This window comes from Kitasatospora sp. NPDC101801, assembly GCF_044766665.1.
In the GTDB taxonomy this organism is placed as follows: domain Bacteria; phylum Actinomycetota; class Actinomycetes; order Streptomycetales; family Streptomycetaceae; genus Kitasatospora.
In genome coordinates, this window is the sequence record NZ_JBIWML010000007.1 from 171,676 (window position 1) to 196,453 (window position 24,778).

The following is a 24,778-nucleotide window of genomic DNA, read 5'->3' on the forward strand; positions in this document are numbered from 1 at the left end:
GGTCGTTCCTGGCACTCCCCACCGGGTGAGTGCTAACGCGATGAAGCGAGTCTGACCCCCGCGACGGCAGACCCGTTCCCATCGCCACCTACCTGAAGAACAACCCCGTAATCTCCGAAGGGGAGCTCGGACGTGACCGCCAGCAGCAAGGTTGCCATCAAGCCGCTCGAGGACCGCATTGTGGTCCAGCCGCTCGACGCCGAGACCACCACGGCCTCCGGCCTGGTCATCCCGGACACGGCGAAGGAGAAGCCCCAGGAGGGCGTCGTCCTGGCCGTCGGCCCGGGTCGCTTCGAGGACGGCCAGCGTCTCCCGCTGGACGTCGCCGTCGGCGACATCGTCCTGTACTCGAAGTACGGCGGCACCGAGGTCAAGTACCAGGGTGAGGAATACCTGGTCCTCTCGGCGCGCGACGTTCTCGCCATCATCGAGAAGTAAGACGTACCAGCCCGCCCCGGATTCTTGTCACCAGTGACAGGGGCCCGGGGCGCGGTTGTTGGCTCACGCCGTCAGTAGACCCCTTTAGGAAACGGAATCATGCCGAAGATCCTGCAGTTCGACGAGGACGCCCGCCGCTCGCTCGAGCGTGGCGTGAACAAGCTGGCCGACACCGTCAAGGTGACCATCGGTCCCAAGGGCCGCAACGTCGTCATCGACAAGAAGTTCGGCGCCCCGACCATCACGAACGACGGCGTCACCATCGCCCGTGAGATCGAGCTGGACGACCCGTACGAGAACCTTGGCGCGCAGCTCGTCAAGGAGGTCGCCACCAAGACCAACGACGTCGCGGGCGACGGCACCACCACCGCCACCGTGCTGGCCCAGGCCCTGGTCAACGAGGGTCTCCGGAACGTCGCCGCCGGCGCCGGCCCGGCCGCCCTGAAGAAGGGCATCGACAAGGCCGTCGCCGCCGTCTCCGCGCACCTGCTCGCCAGTGCCCGGGAGATCGAGGGCAAGGAGGACGTGGCTGCCGTCGCGTCCCTGTCCGCCCAGGACCAGCAGGTCGGCGACCTGATCGCCGAGGCGATCGACAAGGTCGGCAAGGACGGTGTCATCACCGTCGAGGAGTCGAACACCTTCGGCGTGGAGCTCGACTTCACCGAGGGCATGCAGTTCGACAAGGGCTACCTGTCGCCGTACTTCGTCACCGACGCCGAGCGTCAGGAAGCGGTCCTCGAGGACCCGTACATCCTGATCAACCAGGGCAAGATCTCCTCGATCCAGGAGCTCCTCCCGCTGCTCGAGAAGATCCTGCAGGGCGGCACCTCCAAGCCGCTGCTGATCATCGCCGAGGACGTGGACGGCGAGGCGCTCTCCACCCTCGTGGTCAACAAGATCCGTGGCACCTTCAACGCCGTCGCGGTGAAGGCCCCCGGCTTCGGCGACCGCCGCAAGGCCATCCTCGGCGACCTGGCCACCCTCACCGGTGCCACCGTCATCTCCGAGGAGGTCGGCCTCAAGCTCGACCAGGCCGGCCTGGACGTGCTGGGCACCGCCCGCCGCATCACCATCACCAAGGACGACACCACGGTCGTCGACGGTGCCGGTGACTCGGAGGCCGTGGCCGGTCGCGTCAACCAGATCAAGGCCGAGATCGCCAACACCGACTCGGACTGGGACCGCGAGAAGCTGCAGGAGCGCCTGGCCAAGCTGGCCGGCGGCGTCTGCGTGATCAAGGTCGGCGCGGCCACCGAGGTCGAGCTCAAGGAGCGCAAGCACCGTCTCGAGGACGCCATCTCGGCGACCCGCGCGGCGGTCGAGGAGGGCATCGTCGCCGGTGGCGGCGCCTCCCTCGTGCACGCCCAGAAGGTTCTCGACGGCGGCCTCGGCCTGACCGGCGACGAGGCGACCGGTGTCGCCGTGGTCCGCAAGGCGCTCGCCGAGCCGCTGCGCTGGATCGCCCAGAACGCCGGCCTCGAGGGCTACGTCATCACCCACAAGGTCGCGGAGCTGGAGGCCGGTCACGGCTTCAACGCCGCCACCGGCGAGTACGGCGACCTGCTGAAGGCCGGCGTCATCGACCCGGTCAAGGTCACTCGCTCCGCCCTGGAGAACGCGGCCTCGATCGCGTCCCTGCTGCTCACCACCGAGACCCTCGTGGTCGAGAAGCCCGCCGACGAGGAGCCGGCCGGCCACTCGCACGGCGGCCACGGCCACGCGCACTGACGTCCCGTCAGGTCTCACCCGAGGCCCGGCCCCCCGTTCCGACGGGGAGCCGGGCCTCCGGCGTTCCCGGGCGGCCCACGCTGTGGCAGTCAGGGGCTCGGGGCTGTGCTGATGTGCGGCTCCGCCGCATGGGCGACGCCGGCGGCACACGCTGCGGCAGCCAGGGGCTCGGGGAACTGCGACGCCCACCCCGGGACGGGAGCACAGTGCGGGAGCGGTCAACCCCGGGCGTGGCTGAGGTCTGCGATAGGTGCGGGTTCAGGCGAAAGTGCCTGACCCTGCACGCGGCGATCACGCTTTGGAGGCCGACGTCGCAGTTCCCCGAGCCCCTGAGGTGGTTGGCCATTCGCTCAAAGCATCGCTTATAACTGAGGCATGATCGAGGCCCGTCATCTCCGTGTCCTGCGCGCCGTCGCCCGCAGCGGTTCGTTCTCCGCCGCCGCCCGGGAGCTGGGCTGCACGCAGCCCGCGGTGAGCCAGCAGATGAAGGCGCTGGAGAAGTCGGTGGCGACCCCGTTGGTGGCCCGGTCGGGCAAGGGAATGCAGCTGACCGAGGCGGGCCAGGTGCTGTTGAAGCACGCGAACGGGATCCTCTCCGGCCTGTCGGCCGCCGAGGAGGAGGTGGCCGCGATCGCGGGACTGCGGGCCGGACGGGTGCGGTTGGTGTCGTTCCCGACCGCGAGTTCCACCCTGGTGCCGCCGGCGGTGGCCCGTCTGCGGGGCGCCCGTCCGGGGGTGCGCGTGTCGCTGGTGGAGGCGGAGCCGCCGGAGTCGCTGGCGATGCTGCGGGGCGGCGAGTGCGAGGTGGCGCTGGCGTTCCGGTACCCGGACTCGCACGGCGGGGCCGCCCTGCCCGCCCCGTACACCACCGCCCGGGAGGCGCGGGCCGAGGCGACCCTGGAGGCGGCCGCCAGTCTGGCCGCGAACGACTGGTCGGACCTGGTGGTCCGGCCACTGCTGGACGACCCGCTGATCGGCCTGCTCCCGATCGGCCACCCGTTGGCGGCCAGGGACGAGAGCAGGCCGGTGGACCTGGCGGAGCTGGCGGCCGAGCAGTGGATCGCGGGCTGTCCGCAGTGTCGGGGGCACCTGGTGGAGCTGTGCGCGGGGGCGGGCTTCGAGCCGCGGATCGACTTCGCCACCGACGACTACCCGGCGGTGGTCGGGCTGGTGGCGGCCGGGCTCGGGGTGGCGGTGCTGCCGGGCCTCGCGCTGGAGGCGGTGCGGCACTCGGGGGTGGCCGCGGTACCGGTGCGGGCCGCCTCGGGAGCCCCGGCGGTGCGGCAGGTGGTCGCGCTGACCCTGCCGGATCTGGCGGAGGTCCCGGCCGTGGCGCTGATGCTGGACCAGCTCGCCGGGGCGGCCGCCGACCGGTAGTCGGGGCGGGGTTCGATGATGAAACGTTTCTGCACTACCTGACGCGGGATCAGCGCCTGATCGTGGCCGGCAGGGTGAGCGGAACCTCGACCAGCCGGTTGCGCGAACGGCCCATCAGTTCCTCGCGCTCGTCCTCGGTGAGGCCGCCCCACACGCCGTACGGCTCGCGGACCGCCAGCGCGTGCGCCGCGCACTCGGTCCGGACCGGGCAGCGCATGCAGACCTCCTTGGCGCTTGCCTCGCGCGAACTGCGCGCGGCCCCGCGCTCGCCCTCCGGGTGGAAGAAGAGCGAACTGTCCACACCGCGGCAGGCGGCGGAGAGCTGCCAGTCCCAGAGGTCTGCGTTGGGGCCGGGGAGGCGGGAGAAGTCTGCCATGGCTCTTGTATCCCTTCATGGACTGCTGGAGGAGTCTCGGTCTGCGCGGCGAGGCTGCTCGGAGCCGGTATGGACACCTGGAAATATGACTTACGGCAACCACTGGGACAAGTCACTCACAGAGGTACACAACAGTCAATGACCGCACAGAAGCTATAAAACCGGACAAACGGGGCATGACGTTTGCAGGTACCGGCGTGGCATTCGGGTGGCGCCGGGGGCGTGAGCCTGTCCCCGAGGGCGCTGGTGGTGCGCGGCATGCGTGTGATCAGCACAAATGCGCGGCGTGTGCACCGCGATGCGGCTGATCGGTAACGGGTCGGCCACGTACAGTGGTGGAGATGGCCCTGAAAGCCGTAACTCATTCGAGTGACGGTCGTTGGAAGTGCGGAGGCGGTTAGCAGGCGCTGGACGTCGGGAACGATCGCGGGAGACCGTCGGTCCGACCGGAGTCCTCCGTCGTTCGGCCGTGTCGGAGAGATTCGTACCAGCCAGGAGGCTCAACGTGACGCGGATCAGCTGCGGAGGACGGTCATGACATCCGTACTCGTCTGCGACGATTCCCCCCTCGCCCGGGAGGCGCTTCGCCGCGCGGTGGCGACGGTCCCCGGTGTCGACCGGGTGACCACGGCGACGAACGGTGAGGAGGTCCTCCGCCGTTGGGTGGCCGACCGCTCCGATCTCGTCCTGATGGATGTCCGGATGCCCGGCCTGGGTGGGGTGGAGACGGTCCGTCGGCTGCTCTCGGCCGACCCGGGGGCCCGGATCATCATGCTCACGGTGGCCGAGGACCTGGACGGGGTCGCGCTCGCGGTCGCCGCCGGGGCCCGGGGCTACCTGCACAAGGACGCCTCGCGCGCCGAGCTGCGGGCCACCGTCACCCAGGCCCTGGCCGACCCGACCTGGCGGCTCGCCCCGCGCCGGCTGCGCAGCCCCGACATGGGCGCCGCACCGACTCTGACGGCGCGTGAGATCCAGGTGCTCGAAGGGATGAGCCACGGCCGGAGCAACGCCGAGATCGGGCGCGAGCTGTTCCTCTCCGAGGACACCGTGAAGACGCACGCCAGGCGGCTGTTCAAGAAGCTCGGCGCCTCGGACCGCGCGCACGCGGTGGCGCTCGGTTTCCGCTGGGGCCTGGTCCGCTGACCGGTCCTCATCGGCCCGGCGGCACTTGTGCTCGCTCAGACGTATGACGTTACGGTCCCGAGGCTGCACCATGGAGTAGTGGAGCACCTCGGGGACCAGCGGGCGGAGGCGGCGGTGGGGGAGGCGCATAACGTTCCGATGCACAACTCCGGACGCGGTGCCATGTTTTCCGCTCCGACCAGGCACCATGGACCGATGCGCGACGACGATCCTCCCCGAGTCGGCGGTTCGCCCTCGGCAGGGGTGGGCTCGGTCGAGCTGAGCTCCCTGGTCGCGGCGGCGGTGGCGGGCGAGGGCCCGGCCGTCGAGGCCCTGCTGGCGTACGTCCACCCGCTGGCCCTGCGTTACTGCCGGGGTCGGCTGGTCAGGCTGCCCGGCGGCGCCAGGCACCACGTGGACGACGTGGCCCAGGAAGTCTGTGTGGCCGTGCTCTGCGCGCTGCCCCGGTACAAGGACGAGGGGCGTCCGTTCGAGGCGTTCGTCTACGGGATCGCCGCGCACAAGGTGGCCGACCTGCAGCGGGCCGCGATGCGCGGGCCCGGTTCGACCGCGATCCCGCCGGACGACCTGCCGGAGCTGCCGGACGACGCGCTCGGCCCCGAGGAGCGGGCGCTGCTGAGCAGTGACGCGGCCTGGGCCAAGGAGCTGCTCTCCAATCTGCCGGCCCGTCAGCGCGAGCTGGTGCTGCTCCGGGTGGCCGCCGGGCTGTCGGCGGAGGAGACCGGGGAGGTGCTCGGGATGTCGCCGGGCGCGGTCCGGGTGGCCCAGCACCGGGCGCTCAGCCGGCTCCGCGCGCTGGCCGAGCTGACCGAGGAACCTTCCTGACCTGGAAGGGTTCCGGGCCCGGCGGCGTTGTCAAGGGGGCGCGAGTTCGGCATTCGGGATGCCAGTACCATGGGGTATCGGCGCCTGGGCAGGTCGCCAAAGTTTCGCGGGTGCGCGCGGGGTTCCGTTGGAGGTTCCTCCAGGGCCCGGGTGTCTTGGCGGTCTTAGCTGGTGCCGGTTCGAGAGCAGCGTGCCCGGCACCCTCACCGGGCGCGGCATCAGATCGACGGCCGCCACGGAAGGTCCCCACTCATGTCCTACAACGCCGCAGGCGTACCCGAGAAGTTCGCGATGCTCGGACTGACCTACGACGATGTCCTGCTGCTGCCCGGTGCCTCCGAGGTGCTCCCGAACCAGGTCGACACCTCCTCCCGGGTCTCCCGCAACGTCCGCGTGAACATCCCGCTGCTCTCGGCCGCGATGGACAAGGTGACCGAGGCCCGGATGGCGATCGCGATGGCCCGGCAGGGCGGCGTCGGCGTGCTGCACCGCAACCTGTCGGTCGAGGACCAGGCCAACCAGGTCGACCTGGTCAAGCGTTCCGAGTCCGGCATGGTGACCGACCCGATCACGGTCGGCCCGGAGACCACGCTCGGCGAGGCGGACGCGCTCTGTGCCAAGTTCCGGATCTCCGGGGTGCCGATCGCGGACGAGGCGGGCAAGCTGCTCGGCATCGTCACCAACCGCGACATGGCCTTCGAGTCAGACCGGCACCGCAAGGTCCGCGAGATCATGACCCCGATGCCGCTGATCACCGGCAAGGTCGGCATCTCCGGTGAGGACGCGATGGCGCTGCTCCGCCGTCACAAGATCGAGAAGCTCCCGCTGGTCGACGACGAGGGCCGGATCAAGGGCCTGATCACGGTCAAGGACTTCGTCAAGGCCGAGAAGTACCCGAACGCCGCCAAGGACGCCGAGGGCCGCCTGCTGGTCGGTGCCGCCGTCGGCGCCTCCGCCGAGGCCTTCGACCGGGCCCAGGCCCTGGTCGCCGCCGGGGTGGACTTCCTGGTGGTGGACACCTCGCACGGCCACAGCCACAACGCGCTGTCCTGGATCTCCAAGATCAAGTCGGCCGTCGCGGTCGACGTGGTCGGCGGCAACGTGGCCACCCGGGACGGCGCCCAGGCGCTGATCGACGCCGGCGTGGACGGCGTGAAGGTCGGCGTCGGCCCGGGCTCGATCTGCACCACCCGGGTGGTGGCCGGCATCGGCGTCCCGCAGGTGACGGCGATCTACGAGGCCGCGGTGGCCTGCCAGGCGGCCGGTGTGCCGGTGATCGGTGACGGCGGCCTGCAGTACTCGGGCGACATCGGCAAGGCGCTGGCCGCCGGTGCCGACACGGTGATGCTCGGTTCGCTGCTGGCGGGCTGCGAGGAGTCGCCGGGCGAGCTGCTGTTCATCAACGGCAAGCAGTTCAAGTCCTACCGGGGCATGGGTTCGCTGGGCGCGATGCAGTCCCGCGGCCAGGGCCGCTCGTACTCCAAGGACCGCTACTTCCAGGCCGAGGTCTCCTCGGACGAGAAGCTGATCGCCGAGGGCATCGAGGGCCAGGTCCCCTACCGCGGCCCGCTCTCCACGGTGCTGTTCCAGCTGGTCGGCGGTCTGCGGCAGACCATGGGCTACGTCGGCGCGGCCACCGTCGCCGAGATGGAGTCCAAGGGCCGGTTCGTCCGGATCACCTCGGCGGGGCTCAAGGAGAGCCACCCGCACGACATCCAGATGACGGTCGAGGCGCCGAACTACCACGGGCGCTGAGCCTTCGGATCACCACGGCAGGGCACCACCCGCGGCACTTCCGCAGGTGGTGCCCTGCCGTTTCGGGTGTCCATGGTGCGGTCGTGGCGAGGGCCACGTGGCCGAGTGCGGGATACTTGGGGCGACCAGCAAGCAGCAGGAAGGGCTCGAAGTGACTGAGATCGAGATCGGGCGAGGCAAGCGCGGCCGCCGGGCGTATTCCTTCGACGACATCGCCGTCGTCCCCAGCCGCCGTACCCGCGACCCGAAGGAGGTCTCGATCGCGTGGCAGATCGACGCCTACCGGTTCGAGCTGCCGTTCCTGGCGGCGCCGATGGACAGCGTGGTCTCGCCCGCGCAGGCCATCGCGATCGGCCAGCTGGGCGGGCTCGGGGTGCTCAACCTGGAGGGTCTGTGGACCCGTTACGAGGACCCGCAGCCGCTGCTGGACGAGATCGCCACCATCTCGGACGAAGCCCAGGCCACCCGTCGGCTGCAGGAGATCTACGCCGCGCCGATCGACCCCGAGCTGATCAAGCAGCGGATCAACGAGGTGCGTGACTCCGGTGTGGTCACCGCCGCCGCGCTCTCGCCGCAGCGCACCGCCGAGTTCTCCAAGGCCGTGGTCGACGCGGGCGTGGACGTCTTCGTGATCCGCGGCACCACGGTCTCCGCCGAGCACGTCTCGGGCGCGGCCGAGCCGCTGAACCTGAAGCAGTTCATCTACGAGCTGGACGTCCCGGTGATCGTCGGTGGCTGCGCCACCTACACCGCCGCGCTGCACCTGATGCGGACCGGCGCCGCCGGTGTGCTGGTCGGCTTCGGCGGCGGCGCCGCGCACACCACCCGGAACGTGCTGGGCATCCAGGTCCCGATGGCCACCGCGGTGGCCGACGTCGCGGCCGCGCGCCGGGACTACATGGACGAGTCCGGCGGCCGGTACGTGCACGTGATCGCGGACGGCGGGGTCGGCTACAGCGGCGACCTGGCCAAGGCGATCGCCTGCGGCGCCGACGCGGTGATGATCGGTGCCGCACTGGCCCGGGGCACCGACGCGCCCGGCAAGGGCTTCCACTGGGGCATGGAGGCCGTGCACGAGGAGCTGCCGCGCGGGAAGCGGGTGGACCTCGGCACCGTGGGCACCACGGCGGAGATCCTCACCGGCCCGTCGCACACCCCCGACGGCACCATGAACCTGTTCGGCGCGCTGCGCCGGGCGATGGCCACCACCGGCTACTCGGAGCTCAAGGAGTTCCAGCGCGTCGAGGTGACGGTCAACCCCGCGCAGCACCGCTGACGGTGCGTCGACGCCGAAGGCCCCCGCTCGACGAGCGGGGGCCTTCGGCGTCGCGTCACTTGGCGAACTTGGTGGTGTAGGTGTAGCCGAAGTACACCGCGAAGGCGTAGAACAGCACGTCGATGATGTCGCGGCCGTCCTTCCACACGTCGAAGGTGAGGTCCAGCCGACTGGTCAGCAGCTCGGTGACGGAGAGGCCGACCTCCTGGTGGCCGAACAGCGCCATCGTGAAGAGCTGGCCGAAGAACAGGCCGAGGACGCTGAGCACCGCGCCGGCCACCGGCAGCACCGGGTTCCGGCCGCCGAGCCTGCCGAGGGTGAAGGTGACGGCGGCGGCGATGCCGATCACGGCCCAGCCGATCTCGCGCTCGATCGCCTTGGCGACGAAGCCGTACGCCAGCCCGGCGACGATCGCGGCACCGAGGGCGGCGACGAGGGCGACGCCCGCCGCCTGCGGGGCGGCCGGGGCGGGCGCCGGGGTGGCCGGCGGGGCGGGCAGGTCGGCGTTGGGCAGGTTGGTGCTCATGATGGGTGTCCCGTGGGGAGAAGAAGTGAACGACGGCGAACGCTAGCAGTGCGGAAGTGACCGGGAACAGCCATTTTCGATCACGGGTCGAGTACGAACTCCGTTCTGCCCGGGGGCGGCTGACGCGCGGTCGGGGTGACACGACATGATGGGGGCTTGGCCGACCGCACTATGGGGGACGTGGCGATGACCGAGACCGGCGGACGTCTGTTGGGCGGGCGTTACCGGCTGACCGGAGTGCTCGGGCGCGGTGGCATGGGCACCGTCTGGCGGGCCGAGGACGAGATGCTCGGCCGGACGGTCGCGGTCAAGGAACTGCGGATGCACGACGGCGTCGACGAGCAGGACCGGCACCGCCTGGTGGTCCGGACCCTGCGCGAGGCCAAGGCGACCGCCCGGATCAGGCACACGGCGGCGGTGACGGTCTTCGACGTGGTCGAGGAGGACGACCGGCCGTGGATCGTGATGGAGCTGGTCGGCGGCCGCTCGCTGGCCGAGGTGATCAAGGAGGACGGCCCGCTGCCGCCGGTGCGGGCCGCCGAGATCGCCCTTGAGGTGCTCGGAGTGCTGGGCGAGGCCCACGAGTTGGGCATCCTGCACCGGGACGTGAAGCCGTCCAACGTGCTGATCGGCGACGACGGCCGGGTGGTGCTGACCGACTTCGGCATCGCCAGCGTGGAGGGCGACACCTCGGTCACCTCCACCGGCATGCTGGTCGGCGCGCCCTCCTACATCTCGCCTGAGCGGGCCCGGGGCCAGAAGCCCGGACCGCCGGCCGACCTGTGGTCGCTGGGCGGCACGCTGTACGCGATGGTCGAGGGCCGGCCCCCGTACGACCGGGGCTCCGCGCTGGCCACCCTGACGGCGGTGATGACCGAGCCGCTGGCCCCGCCGGTGTGCGCCGGGCGGCTGTTGACGCCGCTGATCGAGGGGCTGTTGGAGAAGGACCCGGCGCTCCGGGTGGACGCGGCGGCGGCCCGGGTGGTGCTGCGCCGGGTGGTGGCCGAGGGGACGGTCCGGGCGGAGTCCACCACCGAGGTGGCGGCGATACCGAAGCCGGCACCGTCCCGGCGGACCCTGCTGGCGGTGGCGGCGGTGTTGGTGGTCGCGGTGCTGGTGGCCGGTGCGCTGATGTGGCAGCCGTGGAAGAAGAAGGGCGGCGGCTCGGCGGACACGGCGAAGACGCCCGCCGTGGCGAGCGGCCCGGCCGCGTCCGGTGGGGCGGCGGCCGCTCCGGCGGCGGCCTCCCCGGGGGTGTCCACGGCTCCGTCCGCCGCCGCGCCGACCCCGGCCGCGCCTCCGCTGCCGACGCCGGGTCAGCCGGCGGGCTATCGGGAGGTGCGCAGCCCGCAGGGCTTCAGCATCAAGGTGCCTGACTGGCTCAAGGACGCCGGCATCGACGGCGCCCAGCACACCTTCCGGGGCAACGGCAGCACGCTGATCGTGGAGTGGACCGACCGTCCGAAGGCGAGCGCGCTGAAGGAGTGGCAGGCGAGCGATCGGAACGCCAAATTCCCCGGCTACAAGAGCCTGGGCACCCAGGGCCTCACCTACCGCTCGTGGACCAACGCGGCCGACTGGGAGTGGACGTTCGACGGGCAGAGCGGTACCCGCCAGCACTCCCTGGACCGGGGCTTCGTGACCGGCAAGTACGGCTACGCGATCTACTGGACCACCCCGGACGCGACCTGGTCGGCCGCCGATCCGGTGCAGGCCCGGCAGGTGTCCTTCGACAGCTTCCAGCCGGCCGGCTAGCTCAGTCCGCCAGCAGCTTGGCCTTGGCCAGCGCGAACTCCGCGTCGGTGAGCGCCCCTGCGGTGCGCAGGGCGGCCAGCCGCTCCAGGCTGTCCAGCAGGTCGGGGGCCGGGGCGTGGTGGCGGTCGCGGGCGGCCCGGGCGGTGCCGCGGAGCTGCTCGGCGAAGAACTCGGCCTTGCTCACGTCCTCGAAGCGCTGGGCGCCGGTGAGGGCGACCACCTGGAGGATCTCCCCGTTCAACCGGCTCCTGGTGACGGTCACGTCGGTGACGCCCTCCAGCGGAACCGGGAGCGGGGGCTTGCCGTCCTTCAGGAAGAGCAGGCGGTGCGTGGTGAGGACCAGCGCACCCTTGCGGAAGTGGTCGGGGTGCCGGCCGGCCGTGGCGGCGACGGGCAGTTCACCGGGCAGAGCGGCCTGCTGCACCGAGTGCAGGGCTGAGCTCTTGTTGTTGTCGCTGCCCAGGGCGCCGAAGGCCACGTCGATCAGATCGGTCCAGTCCATGCTTTCGAGGGTAGCCCGCGTACTGTGGCACCCCTAGGGAGGGACGACGCATGCTGGCCCCGGGGCAGGTGGTGGGCGGGCGGTACCGGGTGACGGACCGTCCGATCGGTGCTGCGGTGCGGGCGGTGGAGCTGCACAGCGGTGAGCTGACCCGGCTGGCGGCGCTCGACCTGCCGGAGCTGTTGAACGAGGAGGACTGGGACGCCGAGCCGTGGACGGGGCTGGCCGAGCGGCTGGCGGCAGGGCTGGCGACGGTGCCGGTGCACCCCCGGCTGCTGCGCGGCTTCGGGGCCTTCGTCGAGGGGCGGCGGCTCTGGGTGGCGGAGGAACTGCCGGCCGGGGTGCCGCTGGCGGAGCTGACCGAGCGGCCCTGGCCGCCGTACCGGGTGGCGGAGTTGGCGGCGGACCTGGCGGGCGCGCTGGGCGCGCTGCACCGGGCCGGTCTGGTGCACGGGAACGTCTCGGCGGATTCGGTGCTGATCGGCGAGGACGGGGCGGCGCTGCTCGGCGGGCTGCTGGCCGGGGCCGCGGAGGAGGGCTTCTGCGGCGCGCTGGGCGGCCCGGTGGCGCGACGGGTGTACGAGGCCAGGGCGGTGCTGCTCGGGGTGCGGGCCGAACGCTGGGCGCCGGTCGGCGGGGCGGCCGGTGACGGTTGGGCGCTCGGGGTGCTGATGTACCGGCTGTTGACCGGCCACGCACCGTACCCGGAGCGGGAGTTGGGCGAGCTGCTGGCGGCGGTCCGGGACGGGCGGGCGGCTCCGGCGGACGGCTGCGGGCCGCTCCGCCCGGTGGTGGAGGGCCTGTTGGCCGGGGGGCTGACGCTGGGACAGCTGCGGTCCTGGCTGGCCGGTTTCCTGGCCGGGGCGCCGGAGCCGTTCGAGCGGGTGACACCCCTGCTGCCGGTGGTCCGGCCGCGCGGCCCGATGGTGCGCAGGCCGCGGGCGAAGGTCCCGGTGGTGACCGGGGGACGGTCCGGACGGCGGGTCCCCCCGCTGCTGCTCGGCCCGCTGCTGGTGGGTGGAGTGCTGGTGCTGCTGGCAGCAGCCCTGGCGGCGGTGGTCGCGTTCGGCGGCTGATCTAACCTGTGCAGGGAACGTGAATCGAACGCCTGGTACGGGGGAGCAGCCACTGTGGACGCAGGGGACGGGCAGCGGCTGTTGGCCGGCAGATACGCGCTGGGCGAGCGGCTCGGCCGGGGCGGGATGGGGACCGTCTGGCAGGCCAGGGACGAGCTGCTCGACCGCGAGGTGGCGGTCAAGGAACTGACGGTCAGCCACCTGCCGGAGGAGGAGTTGGAGATCCTCCAGTCCCGGATGAAGCGCGAGGCCAGGGCGGCCGCCCGGATCAAGCACCCCGGCGTGATCACCATCCACGACGTGCTGGAGCAGGACGGCCGGCCGTGGATCGTGATGGAGCTGATCGACGGCCGCTCGCTGGCCGATGTGATCAGCCAGGACGGCACCCTGACGCCCCGGGAGGCGGCCGAGGTCGGCACCCAGGTGCTGGCCGCGCTGCACCGGGGGCACCAACTCGGCGTGCTGCACCGCGACGTGAAGCCCGCCAACGTCCTGCTGGAGCACCACACCGGCCGGGTGGTGCTGCTGGACTTCGGGATCGCCACCTTCGAGGGCTCGGCCGAACTGACCAGGCCGGGGGACCTGGTCGGCTCGCCGGACTACCTGGCGCCGGAGCGGGCCCAGGGCGAGCGGCCCGGCCCCGCCTCGGACCTGTGGGGGCTGGGCGCGACGCTGTACGCGGCGGTCGAGGGGACCTCGCCGTTCCGGCGCAGCTCGCCGATCACCACGCTGGCCGCCGTGGTCGGCGACCCGCTGCCGGAGCCGCGCCGGGCGGGCGCGCTCGGCCCGGTGCTGGCGGCCCTGATGGCCAAGGACCCGGCCGACCGGCCGGGCGCGGACCAGGCGCTGCGGATGCTGGCGGAGGTGACGGCCGGTCACACCGTGGAGATCAAGGCCGCACCGGCGGTCCGGCCGCAGGTGGAGCCGACCCAGTCCGTCCCGGTGGTGGACCGGTCGGAGCCGGCCGAGCAGGTGGCCGCGCCGGAGCCGCCGACCGAGCGGCTGACCCGCCGTCGGTTCTGGCCCCGGGTGCTGGTGGCCGGGCTGGCCACGGCGGTGCTGGCCGGGGGCGTCACGTACGCACTGACCAGCGGGACCAAGGGCGGTGCGGCGGCGCAGGAGCAGGTTCCGCCGACGCCGGGCGCCTCGGTGCCGGCGGTCGCGCCGAAGGGCTACCGCTGGGTGGACGACCCGGCCGGGTTCCGCTTCCTGCTGCCGACCGAGGGCGGCCGGTGGGAGCGTTCGGCGGAGAACAACCAGATCTACTACTCGCCGGACCCGGTGACGAACCGGCAGCGCTACCTGCAGTTCGCGGTGGCGGTCGGTCAGTCGCTGGAGCCGATCGCGCACTTCCGGGAGATGGAGCAGTCGGTCAGCAAGGTGAGCAAGGACTACCGGCAGATCGAGCTGACCAAGGTGGACGTGAACGGGTCGGTGGGCGCCGTCTGGGAGTTCACCTACACCAAGGACGGCAGCCGACGACACGTCAAGGACGTGGAGTTCCGGGACGCCAAGGGCACCTCGTACACCCTGCTGGTGGCCACCCCGGACGTCGACAAGGACTGGGTCGCCGGACAGCGGATCCTGACCACGGTGTTGAACGAGTTCGTCCCGACCCGATAAAGATCTGCCACAGATAGTTTCCTGTTACCGACGGGTACCGTTCGGGGCCCCGAGCGCCTAGGCTGCGCCCCATGACGGACATCACGGCAGTCGGACAGACCACCGGACGCAACCCCGCCGCCCCGGGCGCGGCCCGGACGGTCGCCTCGGCGGTTCCGGCGGCGCTGGTCGCCCGGCTCGCCCAGGGCGTCACCGCGACCGGGGAGCCCGAGCTGGTGCACACCACCGCCCCGCTCACCGGCGAGCGGCTGGCCACCCTGCCGCAGTCCACCCCGGCCGACGTCGAGGTGGCGTACCAGCTGGCCCGGCGGGCCCAGAAGGCGTGGGCCGCGCTGCCGGTCCGGCGCCGGGCCGGGGTGCTGCTGCGCTTCCACGACCTGCTGCTGAAGCGGCAGGACGAGGTGCTGGACCTGATCCAGGCCGAGACCGGCAAGGCCAGGCTGCACGCCTTCGAGGAGGTGCTCGGCGCCGCGCTGGCCGCCCGGCACTACGGCCGCAAGGCCCCGTCCTACCTGCGCGACCGCCGGCGCGGCGGTGCCATGCCGGTGCTCACGCACACTGTCGAGGCCCGCCGCCCGAAGGGCGTGATCGGCCAGATCTCGCCGTGGAACTACCCGTTGGAGCTCTCGGTCGGCGACGCGCTGCCCGCCTTCGTGGCCGGCAACGCGGTGGTCAACAAGCCGGACACGCAGACCGCGCTGACCGCGCTCTGGGCCCGCGAGCTGCTGATCGAGGCCGGGCTGCCCGCCGACCTCTGGCAGATCGTGATCGGCGACGGCCCGGTCATCGGCCCGGCCGTGGTCGAGCACGCCGACTACGTCTCGTTCACCGGCTCCACCCGGACCGGCCGCGAGGTGGCCCAGCGGGCGGCCGCCCGGCTGATCGGCGCCTCGCTCGAACTCGGCGGGAAGAACGCCCTTTTGGTGCTCGCCGACGCCGACCTGGACAAGGCCGCCGAAGGCGCCGTCCGGGCCTGCTTCTCCTCCGCCGGGCAGCTCTGCATCTCGATCGAGCGGCTCTACGTGCACCGCTCGGTGGCCGAGGAGTTCCTCCGCCGGTTCGCCGAGCGGACCAGCGCGCTGCGGCTCGGCGGCGGCCTGGCCTACGGCGCGGACATGGGATCGCTGGTCTCCGACCGGCAGTTGGAGACCGTCACCCGGCACGTCGAGGAGGCCGTCAAGGCCGGCGCCACCGTGCTGGCGGGCGGTCAGGCCCGCCCCGACCTCGGCCCGCTGTTCTTCGAGCCGACCATCCTGGACGGGGTCACCCCCGGTATGGCGGTCTGTGGCGAGGAGACCTTCGGCCCGGTGGTCTCGGTCTACCGCTTCGACACCGAGGACGAGGCGGTCGAGGCGGCCAACTCGACCACGTACGGCCTGAATTCGAGCGTCTGGACGAAGGACGCCCGGCGCGGCCGGGCGATCGCGGCCCGGCTGCACACCGGCACCGTCAACGTGAACGAGGCGTACGCCGCCGCCTACGGCTCGGTGGCCGCGCCGATGGGCGGCATGGGCGACTCCGGGCTCGGCCGCCGGCACGGCTCGGACGGCATCCTGCGCTACACCGAGGCGCAGACCATCGCCACCCAGCGGATGCTGCCGATCGCCCCCTCGCTCGGCCTGGACGACGAGAAGTTCGCCGCGATGTTCACCACCAGCCTGAAGGCGCTCAAGGTCCTGCGGTTCAAGTAGTGCCAGCCCTCTAGGAGTTGCAGCTCATGACGCAGGACGCTTTCGACTACGACGTGGTCGTGGTCGGCTCGGGTTTCGGTGGGTCGGTGGCGGCGCTGCGGCTGACCGAGAAGGGCTACCGGGTCGCGGTGCTGGAGGCCGGCCGGCGGTTCGGCCGGGACGAACTGCCGAAGAACTCCTGGGACACCAGGAACTACCTCTGGGCCCCCGCCCTCGGCCTGTACGGCATCCAGCGGATCCACCTGCTGGCCAACGTGCTGGTGCTGGGCGGGGCCGGGGTCGGCGGCGGTTCGCTGAACTACGCGAACACCCTCTACGTCCCGCCGAAGCCGTTCTTCGAGGACCGGCAGTGGAAGCACATCACCGACTGGCAGGAGGAGTTGGGCCCGTTCTACGACCAGGCCCAGCGGATGCTCGGGGTGCGCACCAACCCGACCGTCACCCCCTCCGACGTCCACCTCAAGGCCGCCGCCGAGACGATGGGCGTCGGCGACACCTTCCACCTGGCCCCGGTCGGGGTCTTCTTCGGCGACGGCCGGGACGCCGACGGCGAGGCCAGGGTGGCGCCGGGCGCCGAGGTCGAGGACCCGTACTTCGGCGGTGCCGGGCCGAAGCGGAAGTCCTGCATCGAGTGCGGCGAGTGCATGACCGGCTGCCGGCACGGGGCGAAGAACACCCTGACCGAGAACTACCTCTACCTGGCCGAGCGGAACGGCGCCGAGATCCACCCGCTCACCACGGTCGCCCGGCTGCGCGAGATCGAGGGCGGCTTCGCGGTCGACGTCCGGCGCACCGACTCCCGCTCCAAGGACCGGGAGAAGGCGGGCGCCCGGACCGTCACCGCCGCCAAGGTGGTGGTCGCGGCCGGCACCTACGGCACCCAGACGCTGCTGCACCGGATGCGCGACACCGGCCACCTGCCGGGCATCTCGGCCCGGCTGGGCGAGCTGACCCGGACCAACTCGGAGGCGCTGGTGGGGGCTTCCACCACCGACCGGCGGTACGGCGAGCGGGTCGACTTCACCAAGGGCGTGGCGATCACCTCCTCGATCCACCCGGACGAGAACACCCACATCGAGCCGGTCCGGTACGGCCGGGGCTCCAACGCGATGGGCGCGCTCAGCGTGCAGCAGGTCCCCGGGGTCGGGCGCGGGCCGCGCTGGCTGCGGTACGCCGTCACGGCGGCCACCCACCCGGTGATCTTCGCCCGGTCGATGAACCAGCACCGCTGGTCGGAGAAGACCATCATCGGCCTGGTGATGCAGTCGCTGGACAACTCGATCACCGTCTCGCTGAAGAAGTCCGGCCTCGGCAAGGGCAAGCTGACCTCCCGGCAGGGGCACGGCGCACCGAACCCGACGTACATCCCGGCCGCCGAGGCGGGTGCCCGGGCGCTGGCCGAGTCGATCAACGGCTTCGCCGGCAGCACGGTCGGCGAGATCTTCGACATCCCGATGACCGCCCACTTCCTCGGCGGCTGCCCGATCGGCGACAGCCCCGAGCACGGCGTGGTCGACCCGTACCACCGGCTCTTCGGTCACCCCGGGATCAGTGTGGTGGACGGTTCGGCGATCTCCGCCAACCTCGGGGTCAACCCCTCGCTCACCATCACCGCGCAGGCCGAGCGGGCGATGTCGATGTGGCCGAACAAGGGTGACGCGGACACCCGGCCCGCGCAGGGCGAGGAGTACCGGCGGGTTCCGGCGGTCGCCCCGCACGCCCCGGCCGTCCCGAAGGGGGCCTTCGGCGAGCTGCTGATCCCGGTGCCGAAGGTGCCGAAGCGGCAGGCTTGACGGCTGGTTGACACCCGATCAGGGGCGGTGGGATAAACGGCCCCTGACGAGGGGGGACGAATGACGGTCTGTGAGGGGTGCGGCGCGGCCTCGGCCGCGGGGGCACCGCGCTGCGCGGCGTGCGGGCGTTCGTTCGCGATCGGCGAGGTCGAGTTCGGCGGCGGTGGCCTCACCGCCCCGTCGCAGCAAGGCAGTTGGGGCGCCGGGGTGGTGGTCGAACCGTCGCGCCGGCCGGCCGTGCTGCGCTGGTTCGTCGAGGCCGACTGGCGCCCGGCCCTGCGGGTGGTGGCCGGCCCGACCGCGCTGCTCCTGGTGGCCGCGCTGTTGCTGGCGTTCGGCCTGGACAGCGGGGTGAGCACCGGTTTCGGCACCCGCTTCGGGGTCGGACTCGCCGTCGTGCCGGCCGCCTTCGGCGGCCCGGTCACCACCGGCTCGCAGATCGGTGGCGGCAGCTTCGCCCCGGAGCTGGTCAGCCGGGTCCAGGTACTGCCGATGACGGTGACGCTGCTCTGGGTGCTGGCGTTCGGCCTCGGCCTCCGGGCGGACCGGCGGCGCCTGGCCCCCGGGCAGACCGGGCGCGAGCTGTTCGCCCGGGCCGCGCGCCCGGTGCTGCTGGCCGTCCTGGCCATCGCCCTGCTCGGGCTGCTCGCCGGGGCCGACGACAGCCCGGGCCGGCCGTCCGGCACGGGGGCGGGGACCGAAGCCGGGGCCGGCCTGCTCGGGTGGCTGTTCTCGTACGGCTACGCCGACCACGTGGTGGTCTCGGCGGGCACCGGCTGGGCCGTGCTCGGCACCGCGCTGCTGGCCGGGCTGACGGCCGCCGCGGTGTACGGCGCGGACAACTGGCGTCGGCTGGCGGGCGGTTGGGCGGCGAGCGGCGCGGCGGCGGGCCGCGCGCTGCTGGGGTCGGTGGGCGCGGCGGCCCTGGTGGCACTGCTGCTGGCCGGGGCCCGGCTGCCGCTGGAGGTGACGCTGGTCGGCCTGGCCGTGCTGCCCAACGCGGGGCTGGCCCTGCTCGGGTTCGGCTCCGGCGCGACGGCGGGCTTCCGGACCGAACGCAGCGGGATGGCGGGGTACGACCTGCGGACCGCCGAGAACGACGGCTTCTCCCTCTTCGACCTGGGCGGGCAGAGCGGACACTGGCGGTGGACGGTGCTGCTCGCGCTGGCCGGGGCCGCGCTGCTCGGCTGGACGGTGCGCCGGTTCGACCTGGCCGGACGGGTGCGGGCGGCGGGCCTGTACTGGGCCGGGGCGAGTCTGCTGACGGCGGTCGGCGGGATGGTCCAGCAGAGCTCCTTCCGGCTGCCGGGGCCGCCCGGGCGGGAACTGGGCTCCGAAGCCCGGGAGCTGGCCGAGCTGACCTCGCGGACCACGCTCGGGCTGACCCTGGGCTCGGTCCTGCTGGCCCAGCTGTGCTGGACGGTGCTGGGCGCGTTCGTGCTGCCGGCGCTGCTCGGCCGGCGGCGCGGCCGGCCGGCCGCCGCCCCGGTGACACCCGGTCAGGGGGCCGGTCCCGGCCCGGTGGTGGTGCCGCCCAGACCCACGGCCGCGCCCGTCGAGGTGCCGCGGCAGCCCCCGCACCTGCCGTTCGCCGGTGAGGTGCTGGACTCGCACGCGTCGGACCGGTAGCCGGACGGGCAAAGGGCCCCGCGGGGGAACGGGGCCCTTTGTCGTTCAGCACACGGCGTCAGGGCGGCGCCGGTGCTGCGGTGACGGCGCCGGGGGATGAGCGCCGTCCGGAAGGATGGTCCGGGTGCGGGGCGGTCCTTAACGGAGCGTGATGTTCAGGCTGACGACAGGTCAACCCCGCACCCAGCATCGTGCTGGACGGAGCCCCGGGTCTGCAACCGGTTCGACGCAGTTCGGTACAGTCCGTCTCGTACTCGGTCGGACCGGCGTACCCTGCCCGACGGTTCGGATGCGGGCGAGTCGGGCCGGAAGGTCGACTACGCTCCGTAGTAGTGGCTTGTTGGGACGGGTCGGGAGCTCCGGAGGTACGGCGGCCGGAGCCCGGCGTCCCGGACGTCGGCCGCCGTACCTCTTTCACTGGTTTCAGTCGTGCCCGGGCGGCTGTCCCCTGCCGATCCGGTCACACCACCCGCGCACGGTCCCACGGCGAGCCGTCCCCGACAGGGGAGCGGCGCGCCACGCGCGCCGGTGGACTGAGAGATCCACGCGCATGGGTCGGGTTTCGACCGCCCGGCCGGCTCCGCGCCTGGCAGGCGCGACCCGGAAGGTGCGGTCGTCAGGAGCAACGATCCTGCGCGGCGCCGGTCACGCCGGGCGGTGCGGGCATGCGGGTGAAACAGGGCCGGTGCGGCGGCCGGTAGAATCGGCAGTGACACCCCCACACCGCTGCCGGAAGGCCGTCCGTGTCCTCTGCTACTCCCGACCAGTCCGCTGCCGAGCTCGACACCGTGCTGGTGGTCGACTTCGGCGCCCAGTACGCCCAGCTCATCGCCCGTCGGGTGCGTGAGGCCCGGGTCTACAGCGAGATCGTCCCGAGCACCATGCCGGTGGCCGAGATGCTCGCCAAGAACCCGAAGGCGATCATCCTGTCCGGTGGCCCCTCCTCGGTCTACGAGGACGGCGCGCCCCGCCTGGACCGCGCGATCTTCGAGGCCGGGGTCCCGGTCTTCGGCATGTGCTACGGCTTCCAGCTGATGGCCATCACGCTCGGCGGCACCGTCGACAACTCCGGTGCCCGTGAGTACGGCCGCACCGAACTGCACGTCAGCAAGTCCGGCTCGACCCTGTTCGAGGGCACCCCGGCCGAGCAGTCGGTCTGGATGTCGCACGGCGACGCCTGCTCGGCCGCCCCCGAGGGCTTCACCGTCACCGCGTCCACCGACGTGGTCCCGGTCGCCGCCTTCGAGAACGACGAGAAGAAGCTGTACGGCGTCCAGTACCACCCCGAGGTGCTGCACTCCACGCACGGCCAGCAGATCCTGGAGCACTTCCTCTACCGGGGTGCCGGGATCGCGCCGAACTGGACCACCGTCAACGTGGTGGACGAGCAGGTCGCGCTGATCCGCGAGCAGGTCGGCTCCAAGCGCGCCATCTGCGGCCTCTCCGGCGGCGTGGACTCCGCGGTCGCGGCCGCGCTGGTGCAGCGGGCCATCGGTTCGCAGCTCACCTGCGTCTACGTGGACCACGGTCTGATGCGCAAGGGCGAGACCGAGCAGGTCGAGAAGGACTTCGTCGCCGCCACCGGCATCCAGCTCAAGGTGGTCGACGCCCAGGAGCGCTTCCTGACCGCGCTGGCCGGGGTCACCGACCCCGAGGAGAAGCGCAAGATCATCGGCCGGGAGTTCATCCGGGTCTTCGAGCAGGCCCAGGCCGAGATCGTGGCCGAGGCCGGCGAGCACGGCGAAGAGGTCGAGTTCCTGGTCCAGGGCACCCTGTACCCGGACGTGGTGGAGTCCGGTGGCGGCACCGGCACCGCCAACATCAAGTCGCACCACAACGTCGGCGGGCTGCCCGAGGACCTGCAGTTCAAGCTGATCGAGCCGCTGCGCAAGCTGTTCAAGGACGAGGTCCGGATGGTCGGCCAGGAGCTCGGCCTGCCGGAGGAGATCGTCCAGCGCCAGCCGTTCCCCGGCCCCGGCCTGGGCATCCGGATCGTCGGCGAGGTCACCAAGGAGCGGCTCGACCTGCTCCGCGAGGCCGACGCGATCGCCCGCGAGGAGCTCACCCTGGCCGGCCTGGACCGTGAGATCTGGCAGTGCCCGGTGGTCCTGCTGGCCGACGTGCGCTCGGTCGGTGTGCAGGGCGACGGCCGCACCTACGGTCACCCGATCGTGCTCCGTCCGGTCTCCTCCGAGGACGCCATGACGGCCGACTGGTCCCGCCTGCCGTACGAGGCGCTGGCGAAGATCTCGACCCGGATCACCAACGAGGTCAAGGACGTCAACCGGGTGGTGCTGGACGTCACCAGCAAGCCCCCGGGCACCATCGAGTGGGAGTAGTCCTCCCGCGCACCGAACGGCCGCGCCGCCGCCCCCGTACCGAAGGGGGTGGCGGCGCGGCCGTTCAATGCGCGGGGCCGTGCCACCGAAACGGCGGTGCAACGGGCAGAATCGGACCGGACCTGTCAGCAGTTGACGGGCCGTGAGCGAAGGGTGTCGGCACATGGCGGTGGGGCATGGTGGGCCGGAACAGTCGGGAAGAGCCGAACGGGCGGCGCAGCGGCGGGAGCTGGGCGCCCGGTACGCACTGCTGCCGCTCCGGCTGTTCCTCGGGCTGACCTTCGTCTACGCCGCCTTCGACAAGCTCTCGGACTCGCACTACCTGGCCGGGGCCGGTGACGCGGCCTCCTTCGTCTCGCAGACCACCGCCGTCAAGCCGCTCAGCCCGATCGGCTGGGCGCTCGGACCGGCTCTGGACCACCCCACGCCGTTCGCGCTGGCGATCGCCTTCGGCGAGCTGGCGGTCGGCCTGGGCACCCTATTCGGCCTCTGGGGCCGGATCGCGGCCACCGGCGGTGCGCTGATCAGCCTCAGCCTCTGGCTGACCGTCAGCTGGAACGTCGAGCCGTACTACCTCGGCAACGACCTGGTCTACCTGATGGCCTGGCTGCCGCTGGTGCTGGCGGGCACCCCGTACCTGTCGGTGGACGGCTACCTGGCCCGGCGGGCCGGCCGGGACCGCGGGCGCGGCCTGGCCGAGGACCAGGTCCGCCGCCGGGCCCTGGTGGACGGCGGCATCGCGGCCGTCGCGCTGGGCGGTGCCGGCCTGCTGGCCGGCTCGCTGACCGCCACCTTCGGCCGGGACACCAGGACCACCGCCGCGCCGGGCCCGACGCCGAGCGCGCCCGCCGCCTCGCCGGGCGCCGGCGGTACCACCGGCACCAGCGGCGGCGCCAAGGTGTCGGTCGCCGCCGCGAGCGTCCCGGTCGGCGGGTCGGCCCAGGTGAAGGACCCGGCCTCCGGGGACGCGGTCTACATCGTGCAGCCGAAGGCGGGGCAGTACTGCGGCTTCTCCTCGGTCTGCACCCACTCCGGCTGCGCCGTGGACGCCCCGAAGAACAACCAGATGTACTGCCCGTGCCACGGTTCGAGGTTCGACGCCACCACCGGCGCGGTGATCAACGGACCGGCGACCAAGCCGCTGCCCAAGTACACCGTCACCAGGAACGGCGACCAGCTGGACCTGGGCGCGGTGCAGTCCTGACGTCCCGCCGGCTCAGTCGGCGGAGTCGGCCGGCGGTTCCCCGGCCGGCCGGCCGCGCCGGGACATCGCGGTCACCGCGCCGGCCAGCCCGGCCGTGCCGAGCACGATGAAGGTGACCGGCAGCACGATCCGGGCGTTCACCGCGCGGTCGTTCAGCGAGGCGACCAGGTAGACCACCGCGACCACGGTGAACAGGGCGCCGGTGAGCAGCGAGTAGACGTCGAGCCGGTGCTTCTTCATGCCTGCACCACCGTCAGGTCGCCGAGGCCGAGCGTGAGGGTGAGGTCGAGCGTCCCCCTGGACGCCCGGCCGTTGGTCGGATGCAACTGGTACTCCAGGTTGTTGCCCGCCCCCGAGGACAGGCTGCGGTCGGCGACCCGGACGTCGCCCAGGGCCGTGTGCAGGGTCAGCCGGACGTCCACGTCGCCGGGCACGGTCACCCGGAGGTCACCGGCGCCGAGCCGGGCCGCCGTGGTGACGGTGCCGCCCGCAGGGTCGACCGCGGTCAGGTCGAAGGTGGCGTCACCCGCGCCGAGCCGGTACTCGGACTGCACCTGGGCGACCGAGGCGGGCGCCCAGACCCGGTCCCCGAAACTCCCCGCCAGGGTGACGTCCGAGCCGGACACCGCGGCCAGCGCGATGGTCAGCAGCAGGGCGGGCACGGTCAGTCCGCGGGCCCGGCCGTACCGGGCGCCGCACAGGATCACCACTCCGAGCGCCAGCAGCGCGGCCGCCAGCACGGTGGAGAGCCGCACCTGCTCGCCCTGACTCCGCATCAGCCACCAGGTCAGCGTGCCCGCCCCGCCGGCCAGCAGCAGCCCGGTCGGGCCCAGCAGGGACCGCTCCCGGCGCTTCCGGCACCGCGCCGTGGCCGCCGGCCCGGTCGGCGGCAGCGGCCCGGCCGGGCCGCTCTTGCGCAGCGGGTCGCCGGACGGCAGGTCGGTGCGCTGCCACCACGGCAGCGCCTCGTGCGGCGGACGCGGGGCCTGCGGGGCCGACGGCGGCTGGGGGAGCTGCCCGGCGTACGGGTTGCGCTCCGGGTGCCGAGGGTCCCAGAGGTAGCCGGACGGCCCCGGGGGCGGGGTGTCGGCCGGCACGGTGCCCGCGGACCGCTCCCTGGCGTGCTGCTCGGCCGCCCGCTCGCGCCAGTCGGCCGGGGTGCCCCCGAGGCCGTACGGGTGGCCGCCGTCGTCGACCGGCCGGTCGTACGGCCCGTCCTGGGGGTGGTGGAAGCGCCGGCCGAAGCGGCTCCGGCGGCGGCGTTCCGGGTCGTACCGGACGGCCAGCAGGATCAGGCCGCCGAGCAGCAGGATCGGGAAGAGCTGGCCGCCGTCGCCCATCGAGGAGAAAAACACCCCGGTGCCGATCACGGTCAGCAGCACCGCGCCGATCGACTGCCCGTCCACCCGGCCGGTCAGCACGCGCTGCAGCTCGGTCCGGCCCGGCCGGCCGTCGGTGGCCGGCTCGCGCGGCACGATCAGCCAGGCCAGTCCGTACAGGAACAGGCCGAGGCCGCCGGAGAGGCAGAGCACCGCGATCACCACCCGGAACACCACCGGGTCGATGTCCAGGTGCCGTCCGAGACCGCCGCACACCCCGGCCACCACCCGGTGGCGTTCGCTGCGGGTCAGCGGCGGGCGCTGCCGCTCCGGGTCGGCCGATGAGCCCGTCGGGCCCGGCGCGGTGATCTGGTCGTCCGTCATGTCCTCCATCCTGCTG

The 24,778-nt window shown here is 72.6% G+C and carries 20 protein-coding genes; 15 read left to right on the top strand and 5 right to left on the bottom strand.

Features of this window, described 5'->3' with window-relative positions:
• The first annotated feature begins 132 nt into the window (after window positions 1-132).
• From groES to ACIRPK_RS12435, 3 genes are all read left to right on the top strand, one after another.
• Window positions 133-438, top strand: a complete 306-nt coding sequence (gene groES, locus ACIRPK_RS12425) for a co-chaperone GroES (RefSeq protein WP_057231242.1) — start codon at window positions 133-135, stop codon at window positions 436-438.
• A 99-nt stretch (window positions 439-537) separates the two neighbouring features.
• Window positions 538-2,166 carry a chaperonin GroEL gene (gene groL / locus ACIRPK_RS12430; protein ID WP_403036755.1) on the top strand — a complete coding sequence of 543 codons (1,629 nt, stop codon included), beginning with the start codon at window positions 538-540 and terminating at the stop codon, window positions 2,164-2,166.
• Between the two features lie 375 nt (window positions 2,167-2,541).
• Complete coding sequence (locus ACIRPK_RS12435) at window positions 2,542-3,543, top strand: LysR substrate-binding domain-containing protein (protein WP_403036757.1); 1,002 nt, start codon at window positions 2,542-2,544, stop codon at window positions 3,541-3,543.
• Between the two features lie 49 nt (window positions 3,544-3,592).
• Here ACIRPK_RS12435 and ACIRPK_RS12440 read toward each other — a convergent pair whose 3' ends face one another.
• Window positions 3,593-3,919 carry a WhiB family transcriptional regulator gene (locus ACIRPK_RS12440; protein ID WP_057231235.1) on the bottom strand — a complete coding sequence of 109 codons (327 nt, stop codon included), beginning with the start codon at window positions 3,917-3,919 and terminating at the stop codon, window positions 3,593-3,595.
• Window positions 3,920-4,453: 534 nt separating this feature from the next.
• Here ACIRPK_RS12440 and ACIRPK_RS12445 point away from each other — a divergent pair.
• The 4 genes from ACIRPK_RS12445 (at window position 4,454) to ACIRPK_RS12460 (ending at window position 8,921) form a co-directional block, all read left to right on the top strand.
• A complete protein-coding gene (locus tag ACIRPK_RS12445; protein WP_014136228.1) occupies window positions 4,454-5,065 on the top strand; it encodes a response regulator transcription factor in 612 nt (203 codons plus the stop codon).
• A 195-nt stretch (window positions 5,066-5,260) separates the two neighbouring features.
• Window positions 5,261-5,890: a sigma-70 family RNA polymerase sigma factor gene (locus ACIRPK_RS12450; protein ID WP_403036761.1), complete on the top strand. Its 630-nt coding sequence runs from the start codon at window positions 5,261-5,263 to the stop codon at window positions 5,888-5,890.
• A 252-nt stretch (window positions 5,891-6,142) separates the two neighbouring features.
• Window positions 6,143-7,645, top strand: a complete 1,503-nt coding sequence (gene guaB / locus ACIRPK_RS12455) for an IMP dehydrogenase (protein ID WP_403036764.1) — start codon at window positions 6,143-6,145, stop codon at window positions 7,643-7,645.
• 151 nt (window positions 7,646-7,796) lie between these two features.
• The gene (locus tag ACIRPK_RS12460) at window positions 7,797-8,921 is read left to right on the top strand and encodes a GuaB3 family IMP dehydrogenase-related protein (RefSeq protein ID WP_403036767.1); all 1,125 of its coding nucleotides are present in this window, start codon (window positions 7,797-7,799) and stop codon (window positions 8,919-8,921) included.
• 55 nt (window positions 8,922-8,976) lie between these two features.
• On the opposite strand, the gene ACIRPK_RS12465 is transcribed toward ACIRPK_RS12460, so the two are convergent.
• Window positions 8,977-9,447: a hypothetical protein gene (locus ACIRPK_RS12465; protein ID WP_403036769.1), complete on the bottom strand. Its 471-nt coding sequence runs from the start codon at window positions 9,445-9,447 to the stop codon at window positions 8,977-8,979.
• A 171-nt stretch (window positions 9,448-9,618) separates the two neighbouring features.
• On the opposite strand from ACIRPK_RS12465, the gene ACIRPK_RS12470 reads away from it, so the two are divergent.
• Window positions 9,619-11,202 (top strand): serine/threonine-protein kinase, encoded by a 1,584-nt coding sequence (locus ACIRPK_RS12470; protein WP_403036893.1) that lies wholly within the window; start codon window positions 9,619-9,621, stop codon window positions 11,200-11,202.
• Between the two features lies 1 nt (window position 11,203).
• Here the strand turns inward: ACIRPK_RS12470 and ACIRPK_RS12475 are convergent, their stop codons facing one another.
• Window positions 11,204-11,704: an SHOCT domain-containing protein gene (locus ACIRPK_RS12475; RefSeq protein WP_403036772.1), complete on the bottom strand. Its 501-nt coding sequence runs from the start codon at window positions 11,702-11,704 to the stop codon at window positions 11,204-11,206.
• A 50-nt stretch (window positions 11,705-11,754) separates the two neighbouring features.
• Here ACIRPK_RS12475 and ACIRPK_RS12480 point away from each other — a divergent pair, with 50 nt between their 5' ends.
• The 7 genes from ACIRPK_RS12480 (at window position 11,755) to ACIRPK_RS12510 (ending at window position 23,059) form a co-directional block, all read left to right on the top strand.
• Window positions 11,755-12,780: a hypothetical protein gene (locus tag ACIRPK_RS12480; RefSeq protein WP_403036774.1), complete on the top strand. Its 1,026-nt coding sequence runs from the start codon at window positions 11,755-11,757 to the stop codon at window positions 12,778-12,780.
• A gap of 54 nt (window positions 12,781-12,834) precedes the next feature.
• Window positions 12,835-14,403: a protein kinase gene (locus ACIRPK_RS12485; RefSeq protein WP_403036777.1), complete on the top strand. Its 1,569-nt coding sequence runs from the start codon at window positions 12,835-12,837 to the stop codon at window positions 14,401-14,403.
• A gap of 71 nt (window positions 14,404-14,474) precedes the next feature.
• A complete protein-coding gene (locus tag ACIRPK_RS12490) occupies window positions 14,475-16,094 on the top strand; it encodes a succinic semialdehyde dehydrogenase (protein WP_403036779.1) in 1,620 nt (539 codons plus the stop codon).
• 26 nt (window positions 16,095-16,120) lie between these two features.
• Window positions 16,121-17,887, top strand: coding sequence for a GMC oxidoreductase (locus tag ACIRPK_RS12495; protein WP_403036782.1), 1,767 nt, complete (start codon window positions 16,121-16,123; stop codon window positions 17,885-17,887).
• 60 nt (window positions 17,888-17,947) lie between these two features.
• A complete protein-coding gene (locus ACIRPK_RS12500) occupies window positions 17,948-19,516 on the top strand; it encodes a hypothetical protein (protein WP_403036784.1) in 1,569 nt (522 codons plus the stop codon).
• 743 nt (window positions 19,517-20,259) lie between these two features.
• Entirely contained in the window at window positions 20,260-21,855 is a 1,596-nt protein-coding gene (gene guaA, locus ACIRPK_RS12505) for a glutamine-hydrolyzing GMP synthase (RefSeq protein ID WP_403036787.1), read from the top strand.
• A gap of 163 nt (window positions 21,856-22,018) precedes the next feature.
• Window positions 22,019-23,059, top strand: coding sequence for a Rieske 2Fe-2S domain-containing protein (locus ACIRPK_RS12510; RefSeq protein WP_403036790.1), 1,041 nt, complete (start codon window positions 22,019-22,021; stop codon window positions 23,057-23,059).
• Window positions 23,060-23,071: 12 nt separating this feature from the next.
• Here ACIRPK_RS12510 and ACIRPK_RS12515 read toward each other — a convergent pair whose 3' ends face one another.
• Complete coding sequence (locus ACIRPK_RS12515) at window positions 23,072-23,299, bottom strand: hypothetical protein (RefSeq protein WP_403036792.1); 228 nt, start codon at window positions 23,297-23,299, stop codon at window positions 23,072-23,074.
• Window positions 23,296-24,762 carry a PspC domain-containing protein gene (locus ACIRPK_RS12520; protein WP_403036795.1) on the bottom strand — a complete coding sequence of 489 codons (1,467 nt, stop codon included), beginning with the start codon at window positions 24,760-24,762 and terminating at the stop codon, window positions 23,296-23,298. Before ACIRPK_RS12520 ends, ACIRPK_RS12515 begins: the two co-directional genes overlap by 4 nt.
• Window positions 24,763-24,778: the final 16 nt, after the last annotated feature.

What these genes read in the sequence shown, in the direction of transcription:
- groL (WP_403036755.1), top strand. Translation starts at nt 538, where the DNA reads ATGCCGAAGATCCTGCAGTTCGACGAGGACGCCCGCCGCTCGCTCGAG.
- ACIRPK_RS12435 (WP_403036757.1), top strand. Translation starts at nt 2,542, where the DNA reads ATGATCGAGGCCCGTCATCTCCGTGTCCTGCGCGCCGTCGCCCGCAGC.
- ACIRPK_RS12440 (WP_057231235.1), bottom strand. Translation starts at nt 3,919, where the DNA reads ATGGCAGACTTCTCCCGCCTCCCCGGCCCCAACGCAGACCTCTGGGAC.
- ACIRPK_RS12445 (WP_014136228.1), top strand. Translation starts at nt 4,454, where the DNA reads ATGACATCCGTACTCGTCTGCGACGATTCCCCCCTCGCCCGGGAGGCG.
- ACIRPK_RS12450 (WP_403036761.1), top strand. Translation starts at nt 5,261, where the DNA reads ATGCGCGACGACGATCCTCCCCGAGTCGGCGGTTCGCCCTCGGCAGGG.
- guaB (WP_403036764.1), top strand. Translation starts at nt 6,143, where the DNA reads ATGTCCTACAACGCCGCAGGCGTACCCGAGAAGTTCGCGATGCTCGGA.
- ACIRPK_RS12465 (WP_403036769.1), bottom strand. Translation starts at nt 9,447, where the DNA reads ATGAGCACCAACCTGCCCAACGCCGACCTGCCCGCCCCGCCGGCCACC.
- ACIRPK_RS12470 (WP_403036893.1), top strand. Translation starts at nt 9,619, where the DNA reads ATGGGGGACGTGGCGATGACCGAGACCGGCGGACGTCTGTTGGGCGGG.
- ACIRPK_RS12475 (WP_403036772.1), bottom strand. Translation starts at nt 11,704, where the DNA reads ATGGACTGGACCGATCTGATCGACGTGGCCTTCGGCGCCCTGGGCAGC.
- ACIRPK_RS12480 (WP_403036774.1), top strand. Translation starts at nt 11,755, where the DNA reads ATGCTGGCCCCGGGGCAGGTGGTGGGCGGGCGGTACCGGGTGACGGAC.
- ACIRPK_RS12490 (WP_403036779.1), top strand. Translation starts at nt 14,475, where the DNA reads ATGACGGACATCACGGCAGTCGGACAGACCACCGGACGCAACCCCGCC.
- ACIRPK_RS12495 (WP_403036782.1), top strand. Translation starts at nt 16,121, where the DNA reads ATGACGCAGGACGCTTTCGACTACGACGTGGTCGTGGTCGGCTCGGGT.
- ACIRPK_RS12500 (WP_403036784.1), top strand. Translation starts at nt 17,948, where the DNA reads ATGACGGTCTGTGAGGGGTGCGGCGCGGCCTCGGCCGCGGGGGCACCG.
- ACIRPK_RS12510 (WP_403036790.1), top strand. Translation starts at nt 22,019, where the DNA reads ATGGCGGTGGGGCATGGTGGGCCGGAACAGTCGGGAAGAGCCGAACGG.
- ACIRPK_RS12515 (WP_403036792.1), bottom strand. Translation starts at nt 23,299, where the DNA reads ATGAAGAAGCACCGGCTCGACGTCTACTCGCTGCTCACCGGCGCCCTG.
- ACIRPK_RS12520 (WP_403036795.1), bottom strand. Translation starts at nt 24,762, where the DNA reads ATGACGGACGACCAGATCACCGCGCCGGGCCCGACGGGCTCATCGGCC.